The sequence below is a fragment of the Streptomyces sp. NPDC043896 genome, from assembly GCF_056435605.1.
Genome location: NZ_JBWKEE010000021.1, coordinates 22,956 through 42,438, shown reverse-complemented (window position 1 = coordinate 42,438; position 19,483 = coordinate 22,956). Strand labels below are relative to the sequence as shown.

General features: G+C 74.7%; 15 protein-coding genes. 10 read left to right on the top strand and 5 right to left on the bottom strand.

What is annotated here, in order from left to right:
- Positions 1-22: 22 nt before the first annotated feature.
- Entirely contained in the window at positions 23-1,726 is a 1,704-nt protein-coding gene (locus AC069X_RS27185; RefSeq protein ID WP_478732368.1) for a proline--tRNA ligase, read from the top strand.
- A gap of 16 nt (positions 1,727-1,742) precedes the next feature.
- On the opposite strand, the gene AC069X_RS27180 is transcribed toward AC069X_RS27185, so the two are convergent.
- Genes AC069X_RS27180 through AC069X_RS27165 form a run of 4 tightly spaced genes read right to left on the bottom strand, consistent with a single transcriptional unit; the run spans position 1,743 to position 4,568 of the window.
- On the bottom strand, positions 1,743-2,573 hold the full coding sequence (locus AC069X_RS27180) for a slipin family protein (protein ID WP_478732366.1): 831 nt from the start codon (positions 2,571-2,573) through the stop codon (positions 1,743-1,745).
- Between the two features lie 42 nt (positions 2,574-2,615).
- On the bottom strand, positions 2,616-3,518 hold the full coding sequence (locus AC069X_RS27175) for an aminoglycoside phosphotransferase family protein (RefSeq protein ID WP_478732364.1): 903 nt from the start codon (positions 3,516-3,518) through the stop codon (positions 2,616-2,618).
- A gap of 34 nt (positions 3,519-3,552) precedes the next feature.
- The gene (locus AC069X_RS27170) at positions 3,553-3,999 is read right to left on the bottom strand and encodes a ferritin-like domain-containing protein (protein WP_478732362.1); all 447 of its coding nucleotides are present in this window, start codon (positions 3,997-3,999) and stop codon (positions 3,553-3,555) included.
- On the bottom strand, positions 3,996-4,568 hold the full coding sequence (locus AC069X_RS27165) for a hypothetical protein (RefSeq protein ID WP_478732360.1): 573 nt from the start codon (positions 4,566-4,568) through the stop codon (positions 3,996-3,998). Before AC069X_RS27165 ends, AC069X_RS27170 begins: the two co-directional genes overlap by 4 nt.
- 157 nt (positions 4,569-4,725) lie before the next feature.
- Between AC069X_RS27165 and rimP the strand changes: the two genes are divergently transcribed.
- The 9 genes from rimP to AC069X_RS27120 all read left to right on the top strand — a co-directional run bounded on the left by rimP (position 4,726) and on the right by AC069X_RS27120 (position 16,637).
- Positions 4,726-5,223 carry a ribosome maturation factor RimP gene (rimP, locus tag AC069X_RS27160; protein ID WP_478732358.1) on the top strand — a complete coding sequence of 166 codons (498 nt, stop codon included), beginning with the start codon at positions 4,726-4,728 and terminating at the stop codon, positions 5,221-5,223.
- A gap of 2 nt (positions 5,224-5,225) precedes the next feature.
- Entirely contained in the window at positions 5,226-6,227 is a 1,002-nt protein-coding gene (nusA, locus tag AC069X_RS27155) for a transcription termination factor NusA (RefSeq protein ID WP_125817007.1), read from the top strand.
- A 144-nt stretch (positions 6,228-6,371) separates the two neighbouring features.
- On the top strand, positions 6,372-6,659 hold the full coding sequence (locus tag AC069X_RS27150; protein WP_478732356.1) for a YlxR family protein: 288 nt from the start codon (positions 6,372-6,374) through the stop codon (positions 6,657-6,659).
- 148 nt (positions 6,660-6,807) lie between these two features.
- Complete coding sequence (gene infB, locus AC069X_RS27145; protein WP_478732354.1) at positions 6,808-9,894, top strand: translation initiation factor IF-2; 3,087 nt, start codon at positions 6,808-6,810, stop codon at positions 9,892-9,894.
- 153 nt (positions 9,895-10,047) lie between these two features.
- Positions 10,048-10,341, top strand: a complete 294-nt coding sequence (locus AC069X_RS27140; RefSeq protein ID WP_007266901.1) for a DUF503 domain-containing protein — start codon at positions 10,048-10,050, stop codon at positions 10,339-10,341.
- A 33-nt stretch (positions 10,342-10,374) separates the two neighbouring features.
- Positions 10,375-10,827: a 30S ribosome-binding factor RbfA gene (rbfA, locus tag AC069X_RS27135; protein WP_362468381.1), complete on the top strand. Its 453-nt coding sequence runs from the start codon at positions 10,375-10,377 to the stop codon at positions 10,825-10,827.
- The gene (truB, locus tag AC069X_RS27130) at positions 10,824-11,732 is read left to right on the top strand and encodes a tRNA pseudouridine(55) synthase TruB (RefSeq protein WP_478732352.1); all 909 of its coding nucleotides are present in this window, start codon (positions 10,824-10,826) and stop codon (positions 11,730-11,732) included. The genes rbfA and truB overlap by 4 nt, the downstream gene beginning before the upstream one ends.
- 240 nt (positions 11,733-11,972) lie before the next feature.
- Positions 11,973-15,557, top strand: coding sequence for a serine protease (locus AC069X_RS27125; protein ID WP_478732350.1), 3,585 nt, complete (start codon positions 11,973-11,975; stop codon positions 15,555-15,557).
- 120 nt (positions 15,558-15,677) lie between these two features.
- On the top strand, positions 15,678-16,637 hold the full coding sequence (locus AC069X_RS27120) for a bifunctional riboflavin kinase/FAD synthetase (RefSeq protein WP_478732348.1): 960 nt from the start codon (positions 15,678-15,680) through the stop codon (positions 16,635-16,637).
- A 90-nt stretch (positions 16,638-16,727) separates the two neighbouring features.
- Here the strand turns inward: AC069X_RS27120 and AC069X_RS27115 are convergent, their stop codons facing one another.
- Positions 16,728-19,421, bottom strand: a complete 2,694-nt coding sequence (locus tag AC069X_RS27115; protein WP_478732346.1) for an SCO5717 family growth-regulating ATPase — start codon at positions 19,419-19,421, stop codon at positions 16,728-16,730.
- Between the last annotated feature and the right edge of the window lie 62 nt (positions 19,422-19,483).

The window sequence follows — 19,483 nt, the reverse complement described above, 5'->3', positions numbered from 1 at the left end:
CGGCCCCCGGTAGCCTCCCGGCATGTCCACACACCACGTACAGCGCATGTCCCGCCTCATGGCCAAGACCCTCCGCGAGGACCCGGCCGACGCCGAGACCCTCAGCCACCGCCTCCTGGTCCGGGCCGGCTACGTCCGGCGCAGCTCCGCCGGTGTGTGGACCTGGCTGCCGCTCGGCAAGAAGGTCCTGGACAACGTCTCGCGCATCGTCCGCGAGGAGATGGACGCCATCGGCGCCCAGGAGGTGCTGCTGCCCGCGCTGCTCCCGAAGGAGCCGTACGAGGTCAGCGGCCGCTGGTCGGAGTACGGGGACCTGCTGTTCCGGCTGAAGGACCGCAAGGGCACCGACTACCTGCTCGGACCCACCCACGAGGAGATCTTCACCCTCGTGGTGAAGGACCAGTGCACCTCCTACAAGGACCTGCCGGTCATGCTGTACCAGATCCAGACCAAGTACCGGGACGAGGCCCGGCCCCGGTCCGGCGTGCTGCGCGGCCGCGAGTTCCAGATGAAGGACTCCTACTCCTTCGACGTGTCGGACGAAGGGCTCGCCGAGTCCTACCGGCTGCACCGCGAGGCGTACGTACGCATCTTCGAGCGCCTCGGCCTCGACCACCGCATCGTGTCGGCGGTGTCGGGCGCCATGGGCGGCTCGGCCTCGGAGGAGTTCCTCGCACCGGCCGGCGCGGGCGAGGACACCTTCGTGGACTGCCCCTCCTGCGACTACGCGGCCAACACGGAGGCGGTCACCTTCGCGCTGGAGCCGGTCGCGGCGGGGGACGGTGGGCACCTTCCCCTGGAGGAGATCCCGACCCCCGACACCCCCACCATCGAGACCCTCGCCGCGCACCTCGGCGTGCCCGCGTCCGCGACCCTGAAGAACCTCCTGGTCAAGGTGGACGGCGAGATCACCGCCGTCGGCGTGCCGGGAGACCGCGAGGTGGACCTCGGCAAGCTCGGGGAGCACCTGGCCCCGGCCGTCGTGGAGCTGGTGACGGCGGAGGACTTCGCGGACCGGCCGGACCTCGTACGCGGCTACGTGGGCCCGCAGGGCCTGGACAAGGTCCGCTACCTGGCCGACCCGCGCGTCGCGCCGGGAACGGCGTGGGTGACGGGCGCGAACAAGGCCGACACGCACGCCCGGAACGTGGTCTGCGGCCGGGACTTCGAGGTGGACCGGTACCTGGACGTCGTAGTGGTGGAGCCGGGCGACCCCTGCCCGGCGTGCGGTGCGGGGCTCAAGCTGGACCGCGCCATCGAGGTCGGGCACATCTTCCAGCTGGGACGGAAGTACGCGGACGCGTTCGGGCTCGACGTGCTCGGCAAGGAGGGCAAGCCGGTCCGGGTCACCATGGGCTCCTACGGCATCGGCGTCTCCCGGGCGGTGGCCGCACTGGCCGAGCAGACGGCCGACGAGCGCGGCCTGCGCTGGCCCGCGGCGGTGGCACCGGCCGACGTCCACGTGGTGGCGGCGGGCAAGGCGGGACCGCTGGCGCTGGCGGAGGAAGCGGCGGCCGCCCTGGCCGGGGCGGGGCTGCGGGTGCTGCTGGACGACCGCCCGGGGCTGTCGCCGGGGGTCAAGCTGACGGACGCGGAGCTGATCGGCGTCCCGTGGATCCTGGTGGCGGGCCGCCGCTCCGCCGAGGGCGTCGTCGAACTCCAGGACCGCCCGTCGGGCACCCGCGAGGAACTCCCGCTGGAGGAGGCGCTGGCGCGGCTGGCGTAGGGGGCGCGGCGGGCCCTTACGGCGGCGGGGGGCCGACCGGTGGCGGGGGGTCGACCGGCGGCGGGGCCGGCTGGGCGGCGTGGGGGACCGGGGCCGCGCGTTCCAGGAAGCGGAGGAGCTCCACCGGGAAGGGGAGGACCAGGGTGGAGTTCTTCTCCGCGGCCACCGCGATCACCGTCTGGAGCAGGCGCAGCTGAAGGGCCGCCGGCTGGTCCGACATCACCGCCGCGGCCTCGGCCAGCTTGTGCGACGCCTGGAGCTCCGCGTCCGCGTTGATGACGCGGGCCCGCCGCTCGCGGTCCGCCTCCGCCTGGCGGGCCATCGAGCGCTTCATCGTCTCGGGGAGGGAGACGTCCTTGATCTCCACGCGGTCGATCTGGACCCCCCAGCCCATGGCCGGGCTGTCGATCATGAGCTCCAGGCCCTGGTTGAGCTTCTCGCGGTTCGACAGCAGGTCGTCCAGGTCGCTCTTGCCGATGATGGACCGCAGGGAGGTCTGCGCCATCTGGGAGACCGCGAAGCGGTAGTCCTCCACCGCGATGATCGCGCTCGCCGGGTCGACCACCTTGAAGTACACGACCGCGTCCACCCGGACGGTGACGTTGTCGCGGGTGATGCCCTCCTGCGCGGGGACGGGGAGGGTGACGATCTGGAGGTTCACCTTGTGGAGGCGGTCCGCCACCGGAAGGATCATGGTGAAGCCGGGCGGGCGGACACCCTCGCGCAGCCGGCCGAAGCGGAAGACCACGCCCCGCTCGTACTGCTTCACCACCCGGGCGGCCGCGCCCAGGTACACCGCGACGCCCGTGGCGGCGGCGATTCCCGCTGTCAGCAGTTCCTCGACCATGACGGCCCCCTGCCGGACACATACCTTTTACTACGGTATGCCCTAGAGCCAGGCCGCGAACTCCAGCAGCAGCTCCGCGTCCCGGTGCCGTCCGGCCCCCAGCGCGCGCACGCCCGATTCCACCGCCCGGAACACCGTCCAGCCCCGCAGCCGGTCCCGGTCCACCTCCAGCGAGTCGGCCAGCTTGTTGACCCGCCGGCGGGCCCCGGCCGCTCCCGTCGAGGCGGCGACCTGGTCCTCCAGCCGGTCCCGGACCAGCCGGGCCAGGTCGTACGCCCGCTCGCCCACCAGGGGCTCCGGGCCCACCGTCAGCCACGGGGCGCGGTCGGCCGCCAGGACCTTGCCCTGCCGGAAGTTCCCGTGCAGGAGCACTTCCTCGGCGGGTGCGGCGGTGAGCTCCGCGAGGAGGGAGAGGGCGGTGTCCGCGAGCGCGCGGGCCTCCGGCGGCGCCGAGCGCAGGGCCCCGGCCTGGGCCGCCGTGCGCTCGGCGACCGTTTCGAAGGGGTGGCCCTGCGGCGGGCGCACCCACAGCCGGCGCAGCGTGCCGCAGGCCTCCAGCAGGGCCTTGGCCTCCGGCAGAGACCGCAGCGACACGTCCGGGTGCAGCCGCTCCAGCAGCAGGGCCCCGTCCTCCTCGTGGTGGCGCGAGTCGAGGACCCGTACGGCCCCGAAACCGCCCCAGTGGGCGAGCGCGGCCAGCTCCCGGTCGGGCCGGGCCCCGGGCGGCGCCAGCTTCAGGACGGCCGGCGTGCCGTCGGGGTAGCGGACGAGCAGCACCAGGCTGCTGCGCCCGCCGGGGGCCTGGGCCCGCTGGGACGCCACGTCCCGCCGCTTCAGGGCCTCCTCGGCGAGCTCGGGCAGGCGCCCCAGCCACTCCGTGTCCCGCTCGGTCGGCGGCAGCTCGCCGAGCGCCCGTACGAGCCGCTGCGGCGGTTCGAAAGCCATGCGTGCGTGGTCCCTTTCAGCTGGTGCGGGCCCCCTACGAGCGTTCCGTGAGCCCAGGGAAGGCTACGCCGCCGCCGCGCCAGCGCGCCGCGCGCACGGCCGCGGCGCTCAGCGCGTCAGCCGCCTCGCGGCGCAACTGGCCGTCCGCCGACCGCACCAGATCGGAGTACGCCCCCGCCACCCGGTCCTCGATCACGGCGGCCAGCCGCTCGGTGTCGGCCGGGGTGCGCACCTCGAAGGGCAGGGCGTACGCGGCCTCGGCGGGCCGCGGCGCGCCGCCCAGCTCCCGCACGGTCCGGGTCAGCCGGTCACGGCGGGCCAGGTGGGCGCCGTACGCCTCCCGGGCCTCCGTGGCCCGGGCGGGGGCGACGCGCGCGCCGATCACCCCGTACCCGTACGCCGCCGCGTGCTCGGCGGCCAGCGCGGCCTGGGCGGCCCGCAGCGGGCCGCCGGCGGGGGAGGGCGAGGGCGAGGGCTTCACGAGGCGGCTCCCGGGGTCGAGGTCAGCAGGTAGGCGTGGACGGCCCCGCAGGCCGCCACCGAGGCGAGCATCCGGGCCAGCTCCCCGGGGGCGCCGGCCAGGGCGATGGTCCGGGCCTCGGACAGGCTCCGCTCGGCGTCCGCGAGGGCGCTCAGGGCCTCGCCGGGCTCCTTCGGGACCGGTTCCTTCCGCGCGGCGGGCGGACCGGCCGCGCCGGACGCGGCCGGGGACGGCGACGGGGGTCCCGGCCGGGGGGACGGCTTGCCGCCGGCCGGGTCGGCGAAGGCCAGGGCCGTGGTGTGCGCCGCGACGGCGGCGCGCAGCGGCGCGAGGCGGTCGGCGAGCCCGGGATGGGCGGCCGCGGTGGTGTCGTAACGTTCCAGCAGCTGCTCGCTGTCACGGACGGCGCTCTCGCGCATCCGCCGTTCGAGTGCGATTCCGCTGTCGGCTCCGGAGGCGTCACCGCCGCCGGAGCACCCGGTGAGCAGCACGGTCCCCGCCGCGCCGGCGGCTCCGGCGAGCAGGCTCCTTCGGGAGGGCGAGGGCCTCAAGGGCGTGGTCCAGGGCACGGCGGCGTCCTCGGGGTGATGGCGGGGCAGGGTGTGATCACGGTACCCGGGGGTCCCGTCCGGAGCGCGGACGGCAACACCCTCCGCGACCGGATACCCTTTGACCTGACACGCGACGGAAAACCACAACAGCACACGCGGCCGAGGAGTCACCCGGATGAGCACCACCCAGAGCGACAGGCTGCGCGGACTGCTGGAGCCACTCGTCGCCGCCAAGGGCCTGGACCTCGAGGACATCGAGCTGTCCAAGGCGGGCAAGCGCCGGATGCTGCGCATCATCGTGGATTCCGATGAAGGTGTCGACCTGGACGAATGCGCCGAGCTGAGCCGTGAGATCTCCGACCGGCTCGACGAGTCCGATGTGATGGGCGAGGACGAGTACAACCTCGAAGTCAGCTCCCCGGGCGCGGACCGCCCGCTCAGCGAGCACCGTCACTACGTTCGGGCGACGGGCCGCCTCGTGAAGTTCCAGTTGGCCGAGGGCGGGGAACTGATCGCCCGCATCCTCGGTGTCGACGACGAGGGCATGGACCTCGAAGTCCCGGGTGTGAAGGGCCGCAAGGCGACCGCCCGCCGCATTGCTTTCACCGACATCGCCAAGGCGCGTGTCGAGATCGAGTTCAGCCGCAAGGACAAGAAGGAAGAGGAGGCGTAGCCGTGGACATCGACATGAGTGCCCTGCGGGGTCTGGTCCGGGAGAAGGAGATCTCCTTCGACCTGCTCGTCGAGGCGATCGAGTCGGCCCTCCTCATCGCGTACCACCGCACCGAGGGCAGCTTCCGGCGCGCCCGTGTCGTGCTCGACCGCACCAACGGTCACGTGGTCGTGTGGGCGACCGAGGACCCGAGGGACCTCGAAGAGGGTCAGGAGCCCAAGGAGTTCGACGACACGCCGTCGGACTTCGGGCGGATCGCCGCGACGACCGCCAAGCAGGTGATCCTCCAGCGTCTGCGCGACGCCGAGGACGACCTGACCTTCGGCGAGTTCGCCGGCCGCGAGGGCGACGTCATCACCGGTGTCGTCCAGCAGGGCAAGGACCCCAAGAACGTCCTCGTCGACATCGGCAAGCTGGAGGCCATCCTGCCGGTGCAGGAGCAGGTCCCGGGCGAGGAGTACACGCACGGCCTCCGCCTCAAGACGTACGTCGTCCGAGTGGCGAAGGGCGTCCGCGGTCCGTCCGTGACCCTGTCGCGCACCCACCCCAACCTGGTGAAGAAGCTCTTCGCGCTGGAGGTCCCGGAGATCGCCGACGGCAGCGTCGAGATCTCCGCGATCGCCCGCGAGGCCGGCCACCGCACCAAGATCGCCGTCCGGTCCACCCGCTCGGGCCTCAACCCGAAGGGCGCCTGCATCGGCCCGATGGGTGCCCGCGTGCGCAACGTGATGGCCGAGCTGCACGGTGAGAAGATCGACATCGTCGACTGGTCGGACGACCCGGCGGAGATGGTGGCGAACGCGCTGTCACCCGCCCGGGTGAGCAAGGTCGAGGTCGTCGACTGGGACACCCGCTCCGCCCGGGTGACCGTGCCCGACTACCAGCTCTCGCTGGCGATCGGCAAGGAGGGGCAGAACGCCCGCCTCGCCGCCCGCCTCACCGGCTGGCGCATCGACATCCGGCCGGACACCGAGGCGCCCGCCGACGCGGACGCCGGTGCCTGACCGGGAATAAACCACTACCGGCCGGGGGTTCCCGGCCGGTAGACAGGTGCTTCGGGCCCCCGCGGCACCCCACGAGACCACGACGACATCCGTTCGATTTTTCACCTGAAGGGGTGAGGTCGGTACGGGGAGGTAGACTTAGGCGTGTCTGGCCGGACGCAAGCCCGCGCATGCCCCGAACGCACCTGTGTGGGGTGCCGGGAGCGAGCGGCCAAGAGCGATCTGCTGCGCATCGTGGCGATCGGGGACGAATGCGTCCCGGATCATCGCGGTACGCTGCCCGGCCGGGGTGCCTACGTGCACCCTGCCGTGGTCTGCCTCGACCAGGCGGTCCGCCGCCGGGCGTTCCCCCGGGCCCTCAGGTCCGCCGGAGCGCTCGACACGGAGGGACTGCGCAAGGCCCTGGCCCCAGCGGCCGAGGCGACACCGTAAGAAGAAGTACGGCACGGACACCCCGTGCGGTCAGGTACCTCGCGAGTTGGAAGTAGGTCGAGATTGCGATGAGCACTCGATGAGTACGCGATGAGTACGCCCATGAAGTAGCGACGGTCCGGCGTAACCCGGACCTAAAAGGAGCGAAGTGGCTAAGGTCCGGGTATACGAACTCGCCAAGGAGTTCGGGGTTGAGAGCAAGGTCGTCATGGCCAAGCTCCAAGAACTCGGTGAATTCGTCCGTTCGGCGTCCTCGACGATCGAGGCGCCGGTTGTACGCAAGTTGACTGACGCACTGCAGGGGCCCGGCGGCAACGCCGGCAAGTCCGCTGCGAAGCCCGGCGCGCCCCGCAAGGCCGCGCCCGCCAAGCCCGCGGCGCCCTCCCCGGCCGCTGCGGCACGTCCCGCCGCCCCCAAGCCCGGCGCACCGGCCCCCAAGCCGGCCGCTGCCGAGGCCCCGGCGGCCCCCGCCCCGGTGACACCGGCCGCCCCCGGCCCGCGTCCCGGTCCGAAGGCTCCCGCCCCGAAGCCCGCTCCGGCGGCTCCCGTGGCGACCGAGTTCTCCGCGCCCCCGGCGGCCCCGGCCGCCCCCGCGCGTCCCGCCGCGTCCCCCGGCCCGCGTCCGGCGCAGCAGCGTCCGGCCGCTCCGGGTCAGGGTGCCCGTCCCGGCGCCCCGCGCCCGGCCGGTGCCACCCCCGGCGCCCAGGCGCAGCGTCCTGCCGGTGGCCCTGGCGGCTCCCAGGCCCCGCGTCCCGGCGCCCGTCCGGCCGGTCCCCGTCCGGGCAACAACCCCTTCACCTCCGGCGGCTCGACCGGCATGGCGCGCCCGCAGGCGCCCCGTCCGGCCGGCGCTCCCCGTCCCGGTGCCCCCGGCGCCGGCGGCCAGGGTGCTCCGCGTCCGCAGGCCGGCCCCGGCGGCGCCCCGCGTCCGCAGGGTCCCGGTGGTGCCCGTCCGACCCCGGGCGGCATGCCCCGTCCCCAGGGCGGCGCTCCGCGTCCGGCCCCGGGTGGTAACCGTCCCAACCCGGGCATGATGCCGCAGCGTCCCGCTGCCGGCGGTCCCGGCCCGCGTCCCGGCGGCGGCCCCGGCCGTCCCGGTGCCGGCGGTCCGCGTCCCGGCGGTGGCGCCGGTCGTCCCGGCGGCGGCTTCGCCGGCCGTCCGGCCGGTCCGGGCTCCCGCCCGGCGGGCGGCGGCTTCGGCGGCCCGCGTCCGGGTGGCGGCGGCTTCGGCGGCGGCCCGGCCGGTGCCGGTGGCGGCGGTCGTCCCGGCTTCGGCGGTCGTCCCGGCGGCCCGGGTGCCCGTGGCGGCACGCAGGGTGCCTTCGGCCGTCCCGGCGGTCCGGCCCGTCGCGGCCGCAAGTCGAAGCGTCAGAGGCGCCAGGAGTACGAGGCCATGCAGGCCCCGTCCGTGGGCGGCGTGATGCTGCCCCGCGGCAACGGCGAGACCGTTCGCCTGTCGCGCGGTGCGTCCCTCACCGACTTCGCGGAGAAGATCAACGCCAACCCGGCGTCGCTGGTCGCGGTCATGATGAACCTCGGCGAGATGGTCACTGCCACGCAGTCCGTCTCCGACGAGACCCTCCAGCTCCTCGCCGACGAGATGAACTACACCGTTCAGATCGTCAGCCCGGAGGAGGAGGACCGCGAGCTCCTCGAGGGCTTCGACATCGAGTTCGGCGAGGACGAGGGCGGCGAGGAGTTCCTGCTCCCGCGTCCCCCGGTCGTCACCGTCATGGGTCACGTCGACCACGGTAAGACCCGACTGCTCGACGCCATCCGCAAGACGAACGTCGTCGCGGGCGAGGCCGGCGGCATCACCCAGGGCATCGGTGCCTACCAGGTCTCGACCGAAGTCAACGACGAGCAGCGTCGCATCACCTTCATCGACACCCCGGGTCACGAGGCGTTCACCGCCATGCGTGCCCGCGGTGCGAAGTCGACCGACATCGCGATCCTCGTGGTCGCGGCCAACGACGGCGTCATGCCGCAGACGATCGAGGCGCTCAACCACGCCAAGGCCGCCGGCGTCCCGATCGTCGTCGCGGTCAACAAGATCGACGTCGAGGGTGCCGACCCGACCAAGGTCCGCGGTCAGCTGACCGAGTTCGGTCTGGTCGCCGAGGAGTACGGCGGCGACACGATGTTCGTCGACATCTCCGCCAAGCAGGGTCTGCACATCGACTCCCTGCTGGAGGCCGTCGTCCTCACCGCCGACGCCTCGCTCGACCTGCGCGCCAACCCCGAGCAGGACGCCCAGGGTATTGCGATCGAGTCCCACCTCGACCGCGGCCGCGGTGCCGTCGCCACCGTCCTCGTCCAGCGCGGTACCCTCCGCGTCGGCGACACGATGGTCGTGGGCGACGCCTACGGCCGCGTGCGCGCCATGCTCGACGACAAGGGCAACAACATCGAGGAAGCGGGTCCGTCGACCCCCGTCCTGGTCCTGGGTCTCACCAACGTCCCCGGCGCCGGCGACAACTTCCTCGTCGTCGACGAGGACCGCACCGCCCGTCAGATCGCCGAGAAGCGTGCTGCGCGCGAGCGCAACGCCAACTTCGCCAAGCGCGTCCGCCGGGTGTCCCTGGAAGACCTCGACTCGGTCCTCAAGGCCGGTCTGGTCCAGGAACTCAACCTCATCATCAAGGGCGACTCGTCCGGTGCGGTCGAGGCCCTCGAGTCCTCGCTGCTCCAGCTCGACGTCGGCGAAGAGGTCGACATCCGCGTCCTGCACCGCGGTGTGGGTGCGGTCACCGAGTCCGACATCTCGCTGGCGATGGGCTCCGACGCCATCGTCATCGGCTACAACGTCCGCGCTGTCGGCCGTGCCGCGCAGATGGCGGACCGCGAGGGCGTCGACGTCCGGTACTACTCGGTGATCTACCAGGCCATCGAGGAGATCGAGGCGGCCCTCAAGGGTCTGCTCAAGCCGGAGTACGAAGAGGTCGAGCTCGGCACGGCGGAGATCCGCGAGATCTTCCGCTCGTCCAAGCTGGGCAACATCGCCGGTGTCCTGGTCCGCTCGGGCGAGGTCAAGCGCAACACCAAGGCGCGCCTCCTCCGCGACGGCAAGGTCATCGCGGAGAACCTCACGATCTCCGGTCTGCGCCGCTTCAAGGACGACGTCACCGAGATCCGCGAAGGCTTCGAGGGTGGTATCAACCTCGGCTCCTTCAACGACATCAAGATCGACGACGTCATCGCGACGTACGAGATGCGCGAGAAGCCCCGCGCGTAAGCGCGAGGCGGTTCGCACCGTGTCGTAACACCGGGGCCGGTCGGCGGAATATCCGTCGATCGGCCCCGGCCGTTGCGTGTACGGTGCTGGTGACCCTGCCGAGCGTCGGCCGGCAGGCCACCTAACCCGCACCGGCGGGACATCCGGAACTGCATGTACGTGGGGACTCTGTCCTTCGACCTCCTCCTCGGCGACGTCCACTCGCTGAAGGAGAAACGCTCCGTCGTCCGGCCCATCGTGGCCGAGCTCCAACGCAAGTTCTCCGTGAGCGCGGCCGAAGTGGGCGACCAGGACCTGCACCGCAGGGCCCGCATAGGGGTCGCCCTGGTGAGCGGGGACGCGGGGTTCGTATCGGACGTGCTCGACCGCTGTGAGCGGCTGGTCGCGGCGCGTCCGGAAGTGGAGCTGCTGTCCGTGAGGCGGCGGTACCACGGTGATGAAGACTGATTGCTTGTCTGCAACAAAGAAGGAGACGGACCAGTGGCCGACAATGCGCGGGCGAAGAAGCTGGCGGACCTCATCCGGGAGGTGGTGGCCGAGAAGCTGCAGCGCGGCGTCAAGGACCCCCGCCTCGGTACGCACGTGACCATCACGGACACCCGGGTCACCGGCGACCTGCGGGAGGCCACGGTCTTCTACACGGTCTACGGCGACGACGAGGACCGGGCCAGCGCGGCAGCGGGCCTGGAGAGCGCCAAGGGCGTGCTGCGCTCCGCGGTCGGCCGGGCGGCGGGAACCAAGTTCACGCCCACCCTGACCTTCGTCGCGGACGCCCTCCCGGAGAACGCCCGCACCATCGAGGACCTCCTCGACAAGGCCCGGGCCTCCGACGCCCAGGTCCGCGAGGTGTCCTCCGGCGCGAAGTACGCCGGCGACGCCGACCCGTACAAGAAGCCGGGCGACGAGGACGACGAGGACGCAGCCGCGGAATGAGCACCAACGCAGGGAAGACTCCGGACGGACTTGTCATCGTCGACAAGCCGTCCGGCTTCACTTCGCACGACGTGGTCGCCAAGATGCGCGGGATCGCCAAGACCCGCCGCGTCGGCCACGCCGGCACCCTCGACCCGATGGCGACGGGCGTCCTCGTCCTCGGCGTGGAGAAGGCCACCAAGCTCCTCGGCCACCTCGCGCTGACCGAGAAGGAGTACCTCGGCACCATCCGGCTCGGGCAGAACACCCTCACCGACGACGCCGAGGGCGAGATCACCTCGTCCGCCGACGCCTCCGGGGTGACCCGCGAGGCCGTGGACGCGGGCATCGCCAAGCTGACCGGCGACATCATGCAGGTCCCGTCCAAGGTCAGCGCCATCAAGATCAAGGGCGTGCGCTCCTACAAGCGCGCCCGCGACGGCGAGGACTTCGAGATCCCGGCCCGCCCGGTCACCATCTCGTCGTTCCAGGTGTACGACATGCGCGAGGCCGAGGCCGAGGACGGCACCAAGGTCGTCGACCTCGTCGTCTCCGTCGTCTGCTCCAGCGGTACGTACATCCGCGCCCTCGCCCGCGACCTGGGCGCCGACCTCGGCGTGGGCGGCCACCTCACGGCGCTGCGGCGCACGCGGGTGGGCCCGTACAAGCTCGACAAGGCGCGCACGCTGGACCAGCTCCAGGAGGAGCTGACCGTCATGCCGATCGGCGAGGCCGCGGCCGCCGCCTTCGCGCGCTGGGACCTGGACGCCCGCCGGGCCTCGCTGCTCGCCAACGGCGTGCGGATCGAGATGCCGGACGAGTACCAGGACGGCCGCACCGTCGCCGTCTACGGCCCGGACGGCCGGCTGCTCGGGCTCGTGGAGAGCAAGGGCGGCAAGGCGAAGGCCCTCGCGGTCTTCGCCTGAGGGGAACCGCTCCTCGTTGACGTGGAGCGGTGAGCGCCCACGGATCGCTGCTCACCGCTCCACGACCCCCCTCGGGTAGGTCTCTATCCACCCGGAGCACCGTATTCACCCGTCCGAGCAGGCGCTCGGAGTGAATGCGGGGAGCGCAAGGGGGCGCTTTCGCCACGCGTGCTTTTCGCGCTGATCTTCACTTGCCTACCGTCGTGAACACGGGTCCCGCGGCGGGGGAGTGGTGCGGCGATGGCGGACGAGGTCACGGGCGGTACGAGGGGCACCGCCTTCGCGGGAGCCGCGGGTGCCCCGGAACTCGTGGCGATCCGGGATCCGGACGGGCGGCCGCGCGGCACCGGCTTCGTCGCCGACGACCGCGGCACCGTGATCACCAGCCACGCGGCGGTCCACGGACTGGCCCGCGTGGTCCTGCACGCGCCGGGCCCCGGGGACCGCACCTGGCCGGCCGGCGCCGACGACGTCACCCCCCTGCCGGAGCTCGGGCTGGCCCTCGTGCGCAGCGACGGACTCGGGATGCGGCCGCTGCCCGTGGCGATGCGCGAGGAAATCCCTCCCGGGACGTACGTACGCCTGCCCGCGCGGGGCTGGCGACAGGCACGGGTGCTCGCGGCCGGAGCGGAGGTCGGCTACACCTGGGCGGACCGCCGCCACGTCCTGCCCGCCACCGTCGAGCTGGCCATCGGAACCGCCGGCCGGGACGCCCTGCTGCACGGCGGCGTCTGCGGGGGGCCGGTCCTCGACGCGGGGACCGGAGCGGTGCTCGCGGTCCTCGGCACCGCTCTCGAAGCGGAGCACCGCTCCGGGAGCTTCGCGGTCCCCCTGCGCGCAGCCGCCGCGGCCGCACCCGGCGGCCTCCTCGCGGCACTGCTGGAGCGCAACTCCGCCACCGTCCCGGGCTACGGAGCGGACCTCAACCTGGCCGGGGCCCTGGAGCTGACCGCCACCACCGTCGGCTCGGCGTTGCCCCCGGCCGCCACCGCCGCGCCCGGGCCGGACGGCGGGTCCGACGGCGGGCCGGGACCCGGCCCGACCCCCCGGCCGGAGCTCGTGCCGCGCCCCGGCATCGCCGCCGGGCTGGCCGCCTTCACCGCCGGGCAGGCCCTCGTGCTCGGCCTGGTCGGCGCCCCCGGCACCGGCCGCACCACCGCCCTCGCCGCCCTCGCCGCCGACCGGGCGCGCGGACCCCGCCCCGCACCGACGCTCTGGCTGCGCGGCGCCGACCTGCGTGCCGCCGACGCCTCCCTGGCCGACGCCGTGACCCGGTCCCTGACGGCGGCGGCCCGCATCGTCACCGCCGACTCGGCGGCGCCCGCCGCGCCGCCCGTCCCGGCGCCGCCCGCCGCCTCGCCCTCCCCGCCGGAACCGGCCCGCCCCGCAGGCCCGGGCTCCGGCGGTCCGGTCCCGGGTCCGGTCCCGGGTCCGGTCCCGGGCTCCGGCGGGCCGGGCGTCGCGGAGGGGATCGGCGAGCGCGTGGCCCGGCTCGCGCGGCAGGCCGGGCGGGGGCTGCTGGTCGTGCTGGACACCCCCGAGGAAATGCCGCCGGAGCTCGCGCACCGCCTCGCGCGGTGGACCGTCTCCACCTCCGCCTGGCTGTGCGGCACCGGGGCCCGGCTGGTGGTCGCGGCCCGGCCCGAGTACTGGGAGCGGGCCGGGGAGCTCTACCCGCCGGAGCTGCTGCACGTCCCGGACCGCGCCGCCCGGCGGCTGCCGCCCGCGCTGCCCGTCGGCGACCTGACCCCCGAGGAGGCGCGCACCGTCCGGGCCCGGCTGGGCATCCCGGACGACGCGGTGCGGGAGGCCGACGCCCGGCACCCCCTCACCCTGAGCCTGCTCGCCGGGATCCGCGCCGCCGGGGTCACCGCCGGCCGCCCGGGCCGTGACGAGGTCTTCGCGGCGCACCTGGACCTGCTGGCCCTGCGCGTCGCCGTCCGCATCGCGGCCGCCGCCGCGCGCGGGGCCGCCGTGCACGGCCCCGGGGTGCGGCGGCTGGCCGCCCGCGTCGCCGGGCGGGTGCACGAGGCCGCGCGCCGGTGCCTCGGGCCCGGGCAGGGCCGGCTGGACCGGGCCGCCTTCGAGGAGCTGTTCCCCTGGCGCACCGGCTGGGCCTCCGCCGTCCTCACCGAGGGCCTGCTGGTCCCCGCCGGCCCCGGCTACCGCCTCGCCCACGAGGAGCTGTCCGACTGGCTCCAGGCCGGGCACCTCGACGTCCCGAGCGCCCTGGACGCCCTCGTGCACCGGGGCCCCGCCGACACCGGCCCGCCCGTGCCCCGGCACCGCATCGGGCCCGTACTGGAAGCCCTCCGCAGGCTCCCCGCCGCCGAGGCACGGGCCCGGCTGGACACCCTGGTGGGCGCCCTGAACGCCTTCGCCGAGCGGGCGGCGGCCGACCCCGTCCACCCCGACCGGGTCTGGTGGGCCTCCCGGCTGCTGCGCGGGACCCTGCTCGGCGCCGCCGACGCCACCCCGTACCTGCCCGTCCTGCACGCCCTCGCCGAGCACGTGGCGCGGGCCGGCCCCGCCGACTTCGGCGGCTGGTTCTGGAACCGGCTCCGGCTGCCCGAGTCCGACCGCCTCGACCTGCTGCGCCGCCTGCTGCCCTCCGACCACCACTACCTGGAGGCCGCCGCCCGCCGCCTCGCCCGCGCCCCGGGGCTCGTCCTGCCGCTGGTCTGCGCCTGGTTCACCGACGAGCGCCGGCTGCGCGGCCGCCCCGGAGCCACCGTCGCCACCGCCGCCCAGGCACTGCTGCACACCCACCGCCGCCTGGCGGTGGACGAGCTCACCGAGACCCTGGTCGGCGCCGCCCACCACCGCGCCGACGAACTGCTCGCCGTCCTCGCCGAGGACGAACCCTCCGCGCTGTGCCGGGCCGTCGACCGCTGGGCACACGACGAACGGCCCGAACGGCGCGTGGCCGCCGCCGCGTACGGCCTGGCCACCGCCCCGCACGTGCGCACCCCCGCCGACCGGGAACTGCTGCGCGGCGCCGCCCGGGCGCTCCTCGACCGGCCCGGCGACACCGGCCTGCACGGCAGCGCCCTCGGCATCCTGCTGCGCGACCCCCAGGCCCGGGCCCAGTGCCTGCCCGAAGCCCTCGACCGCTTCCGCGACCCCGCGGGCGGACCGCGGCTCCCCGCCTCCGCGCTGGTCGCGGCGCTGCCCGTACTGCCCGACCAGGACGCGGTGTTCGCCGCCCTGCGGGCCCGTGCCGACGGGGAGGTGATCCGGGCCCTGGCCGCGCTGACCACCCCGGGCCTGGCCCGCCGCGCGGCCGACCTCGTCCGGGAGCACCTCGCCCGGCACCCCGAGGACGCCCCGCACGCCGCCGCCTTCGTGGACCGGCGCCTCGACCAGGGGCCCGCCGCCGGGCCGGTGCTGCGCCCGCTGGTCCTGGGCCTGCTGCGGGGCGCCCCGCAGCAGGTGCGGGCCGGGCTGGCCGGCGTACTGGCCGCGCCCGGGGCGGAGTCCTCGTACCCGCTGCGGGCCGAGCTGGGCGACGTACTGCTGCGCGAGGAGGCCGATCCGGCGGTGCTGGGCGCCTTCCTCGCGGGGCTCGCCGCCGGGAGCTGCCGGCGGCCGGAGGCCCGTACCCGGGAGCTGCTGCGGCGCACCGGCCGGCAGCTGCTGCGGGTACCCGGCGGGCCCGAGGTCTTCGAGCACCGCACGGTGGAGCTGGCCCGGGCCGATCCGGTGTTCGGGGCGCTGGTCTGCCGCTGGCTGACGGAGGCCGCGACGGAGGCGGCGGCACTGCTCGGGCCGGGCGCCCGGCGTACCGTGGAGACTCTTCGTAGAGCCGCGCCGGACATTACGTGAGGCGTCGAACGATTCCGGCCAGAGCCGATGCGGGGCACCGGCCGACGGCATGGCAGTCTTAGACCTGCAATCGGCACATCAGTACAGGGACTACACGGGTTCGGGCGAGGAGCGGTCACAGTGCAGCGCTGGCGTGGCTTGGAGGACATCCCCCAGGACTGGGGACGCAGCGTCGTCACCATCGGCTCCTACGACGGTGTGCACCGGGGGCACCAGCTGATCATCGGGCGGGCCGTGGCCAAGGCCCACGAGCTGGGCGTTCCGGCGGTCGTCGTCACCTTCAGCCCGCACCCGAGCGAGGTCGTGCGCCCCGGCAGCCACCCGCCGATCCTGGCCCCCTACGACCGGCGTGCCGAGCTGATGGCCGGCCTCGGCGTGGACGCGCTGCTGATCCTGCCCTTCACGGCGGAGTTCTCGCAGCTGTCCCCGGCCGACTTCATCGTCAAGGTGCTGGTCGACAAGCTGCACGCGCGCGCCGTCATCGAGGGCCCGAACTTCCGTTTCGGCCACCGGGCCGCGGGGAACGTCGACTTCCTGCGCGAGCTGGGTTCCACGTACGACTACGAGGTCGACGTCGTGGACCTGGTGGAGCGCGGCGAGGCGGGCGGCGGCGTGCCGTTCTCGTCCACCCTGGCGCGCAGGCTGGTCGCCGAGGGGGACATGGAGGGCGCCGCCGAGATCCTGGGCCGCCCGCACCGGATCGAGGGCGTCGTGGTGCGCGGCGCGCAGCGCGGGCGCGAGCTCGGCTACCCGACGGCCAACGTCGAGACGCAGCCGCACACCGCGATCCCGGCCGACGGGGTGTACGCGGGCTGGCTGACGGCGGACGGCGAGCGGATGCCGGCGGCGATCTCGGTCGGCACGAACGTGCAGTTCGACGCCACCGAGCGGACCGTGGAGGCGTACGCGATCGACCGCGTCGGGCTGGACCTGTACGGCAAGCAGGTGTCCGTCGAGTTCCTCGCGTACGTGCGGGGCATGGCGAAGTTCGAGTCGCTCGACGGGCTGCTGGAGGCCATCGCGGACGACGTGAAGCGGGCGCGGGTCCTGACGGACGCCTTCGACGCCGCGCGGCGCTGACGCCGGTCCACCGGCCCCCGGGTCTCCGCGACGGGGAAGGGCCCGTACCGTCCTGGGGGACGGTACGGGCCCTTCGCGGTCTCCCGGGGCCTACCCGAGGCGCGGGTCGCGCGGCTGCTGGGCGGGGTACTGCGGCTGCTGGGGCGCCGGGGGCTGCTGCCAGGGCTGACCGGGCTGCGGGTAGGGCGTCTGCCCGTACGGCGACCCGCCCTGCGGCTGCCCCGGCTGCTGCTGGTACGGGCCCTGCGGGGGCTGCCCCGGCTGCTGCTGGGGGTGCTGGGGCGGCTGGTGTCCCTGGGGCGCGCCCCAGTGGATCTGCGCGGCCTGCTGCCGGGCGCGTACGAAGTCCTCGGCGACCAGGGCGGAGAGGTTGAAGTACGCCTCCCTGGTCTTGGGCCGCATCAGGTCGAGGTCCACCTCGGCGCCGGCGGCGAGGTGCTCGTCGAACGGCACCACGACGACCCCGCGGCAGCGGGTCTCGAAGTGCTGCACGATGTCCTCCACCTTGATCATCTTGGCGGTCTCGCGGACCCCGGAGATGACGGTGATCGACCGCGCGACCAGGTCCGCGTAGCCGTTGGCGGACAGCCAGTCGAGCGTGGTGCTCGCGCTGCTGGCACCGTCCACGGACGGGGTCGAGATGATGATCAGCTGATCGGCCAGGTCCAGGACGCCGCGCATGGCGGAGTAGAGCAGTCCGGTGCCGGAGTCGGTCAGGATGATCGGGTACTGGCGGCCGAGCGTCTCTATGACGCGGCGGTAGTCCTCGTCGTTGAAGGTCGTCGAGACCGCGGGGTCCACGTCGTTGGCGATGATCTCCAGCCCGGAGGGGGCCTGCGAGGTGAACCGCCGGATGTCCATGTACGAGTGCAGGTACGGGATCGCCTGGACCAGGTCCCGGATCGTCGCGCCGGTCTCGCGGCGGACGCGGCGGCCGAGGGTACCGGCGTCGGGGTTCGCGTCGATGGCCAGGATCTTGTCCTGGCGCTCGGTGGCGAGGGTGGCCCCGAGGGCGGTGGTCGTCGTGGTCTTGCCGACGCCGCCCTTGAGGCTGATCACGGCGATGCGGTAGCAGGACATCACCGGGGTGCGGATCAGCTCCAGCTTCCGCTGACGGTCGGCCTCGGCGGCCTTGCCGCCGAAGCGGAAGCCGGGGCGCGAGGGCTTGGGCTTCTGCTTGGCCCGGATCAGGCGGTCCGATGACAGCTCCACCGCGGCGGTGTAGCCGAGCGGGGCGCCGGGGCCCTGGCCGGGCTGCGGCTGCTGCTGGTACGGACCCTGCCACTGCGCCTGCTGCGCCTGCTGGGGGTAGCCCTGTGGCTGCGCCGGAGCCTGCTGCTGCGGGGCGACGGGCGGGAAACCGTACCCCTCGGGCTGGGGCTGCGGCTGCGGCTGCGGCTCGGGGGTGGCCGGCGGGAACCCGTACCCCTGCGGGGTCGGTACGGGTGCCTGCGGCCGGGACTGCGGCTCCGGGGCCCCGGGCGGGAAGCCGTACCCCTGGGGCACCTGCGGCGGGGCCTGCGGTTCGGCGGCGGGCGGGAACCCGTACCCCTGCGGCGCGCCCGAGGAGGCGAACGCGGGGGGCAGTGGCGGGAGTTCGGCGCCGGGTCCCCCGAACGGGGGATCGGCGGGCCCGGGTGCCGGAGTGCCCTCGGCCGGCGTGGGCGTCCGGGGAGGACCCGCCTCCCCGGCGGCCGCCGCGTACCCCGGGGGCACGGCGTCGGCGGGCGCGGCTTCGGCTGCGGGTGCTGCGGGTGCTGCGGGCGTGGCGGGCTCGGCCTCGGCGAACGCGGCGGGAACGGCGATGGGGGCCACGGTCGGCACCGCGAACGGCGCCGGCGGCTCCGCCTGCGCGGCGGAGAAGCCCGCCGGGGTGCTGCCGGGCAGCGCCGGGAGCGGCGCCGGGCCCTGCGAAGGTTCGGCCGCGCCATGGTCCCCGGCGCCCGCGCCCGCGGGCGCGGCACCGCCCGTCGGGGTTCCGCCCGGGAGCGGGGCCGCAGCCCCGCCGGCAGCCCCCGTCGCGCCCTCGGACCCCTGTCCCGGGAACCCGGGCGCCGCAGCCGGGGCCTCGCCCCGCGCGGGCGGACCGTCCTGGGCCCCGGGGAACGCGGCTGCTTGGCCCGGCGCCCCCTGCGCGGGCCCGGTCACGGGGGTCTGGCCCTGTGCCGGGAGGCCGGCCTGACTGCCCGGAACCTCGGCCCCCTGCGCGGGCGGACCGTCCTGGGCCCCGGGGAACGTGGCCCCTTGGCCCGGCGCCTCGTGTGCGGGCCCGGTCACGGGGGTCTGGCCCTGTGCCGGGAGGCCGGCCTGACTGCCCGGAACCTCGGCCCCCTGCGCGGGCGGACCGTCCTGGCCTCCGGGGAACGTGGCCCCCTGGCCCGGCGCCTCGTGCGCGGGCCCTGCCGCCGCTGCCGGCGCCTCGGACCCCTGGCCCGGGAACGCGGGCCCGTGGTCCGGGGCTTCGGCCGCCCGGGCGGGGAAGCCGGCCTCCCCGGGCGCGGCCGGGGAGGCCGGGGACGCGGCGGCCGGGCGCGCCGACGGTGCCATCCGCATCGTCGGCGGCGAGACCACGTCCGCCGGGCGGTGGGGTTCGAAGCCGCTGCCCTCCGGCAGCCCGGGTACCCCCGGGACCGGCGCGGCCGTCGCCGGGGTGCCCTGGGTGTACCAGGCCGGCGGGGTGTAGTCGATGGTGAACTCGCCCGTCATCTCGGGCTCCGCGTCGGACTGATCGTCCGTCGGGACGTCCCACGTCCCGCCGCGCCTCTCGTTCCGATCGCCGCTCACTGGTCCTCCTGGTCTGTCGAACACGGTCGGCGCCCACCTCGACGCCGCGCCCGCGCTCAGCC

What these genes read in the sequence shown, in the direction of transcription:
- AC069X_RS27185 (WP_478732368.1), top strand. Translation starts at nt 23, where the DNA reads ATGTCCACACACCACGTACAGCGCATGTCCCGCCTCATGGCCAAGACC.
- AC069X_RS27180 (WP_478732366.1), bottom strand. Translation starts at nt 2,573, where the DNA reads ATGGTCGAGGAACTGCTGACAGCGGGAATCGCCGCCGCCACGGGCGTC.
- AC069X_RS27175 (WP_478732364.1), bottom strand. Translation starts at nt 3,518, where the DNA reads ATGGCTTTCGAACCGCCGCAGCGGCTCGTACGGGCGCTCGGCGAGCTG.
- rimP (WP_478732358.1), top strand. Translation starts at nt 4,726, where the DNA reads ATGAGCACCACCCAGAGCGACAGGCTGCGCGGACTGCTGGAGCCACTC.
- AC069X_RS27140 (WP_007266901.1), top strand. Translation starts at nt 10,048, where the DNA reads ATGTACGTGGGGACTCTGTCCTTCGACCTCCTCCTCGGCGACGTCCAC.
- truB (WP_478732352.1), top strand. Translation starts at nt 10,824, where the DNA reads ATGAGCACCAACGCAGGGAAGACTCCGGACGGACTTGTCATCGTCGAC.
- AC069X_RS27125 (WP_478732350.1), top strand. Translation starts at nt 11,973, where the DNA reads ATGGCGGACGAGGTCACGGGCGGTACGAGGGGCACCGCCTTCGCGGGA.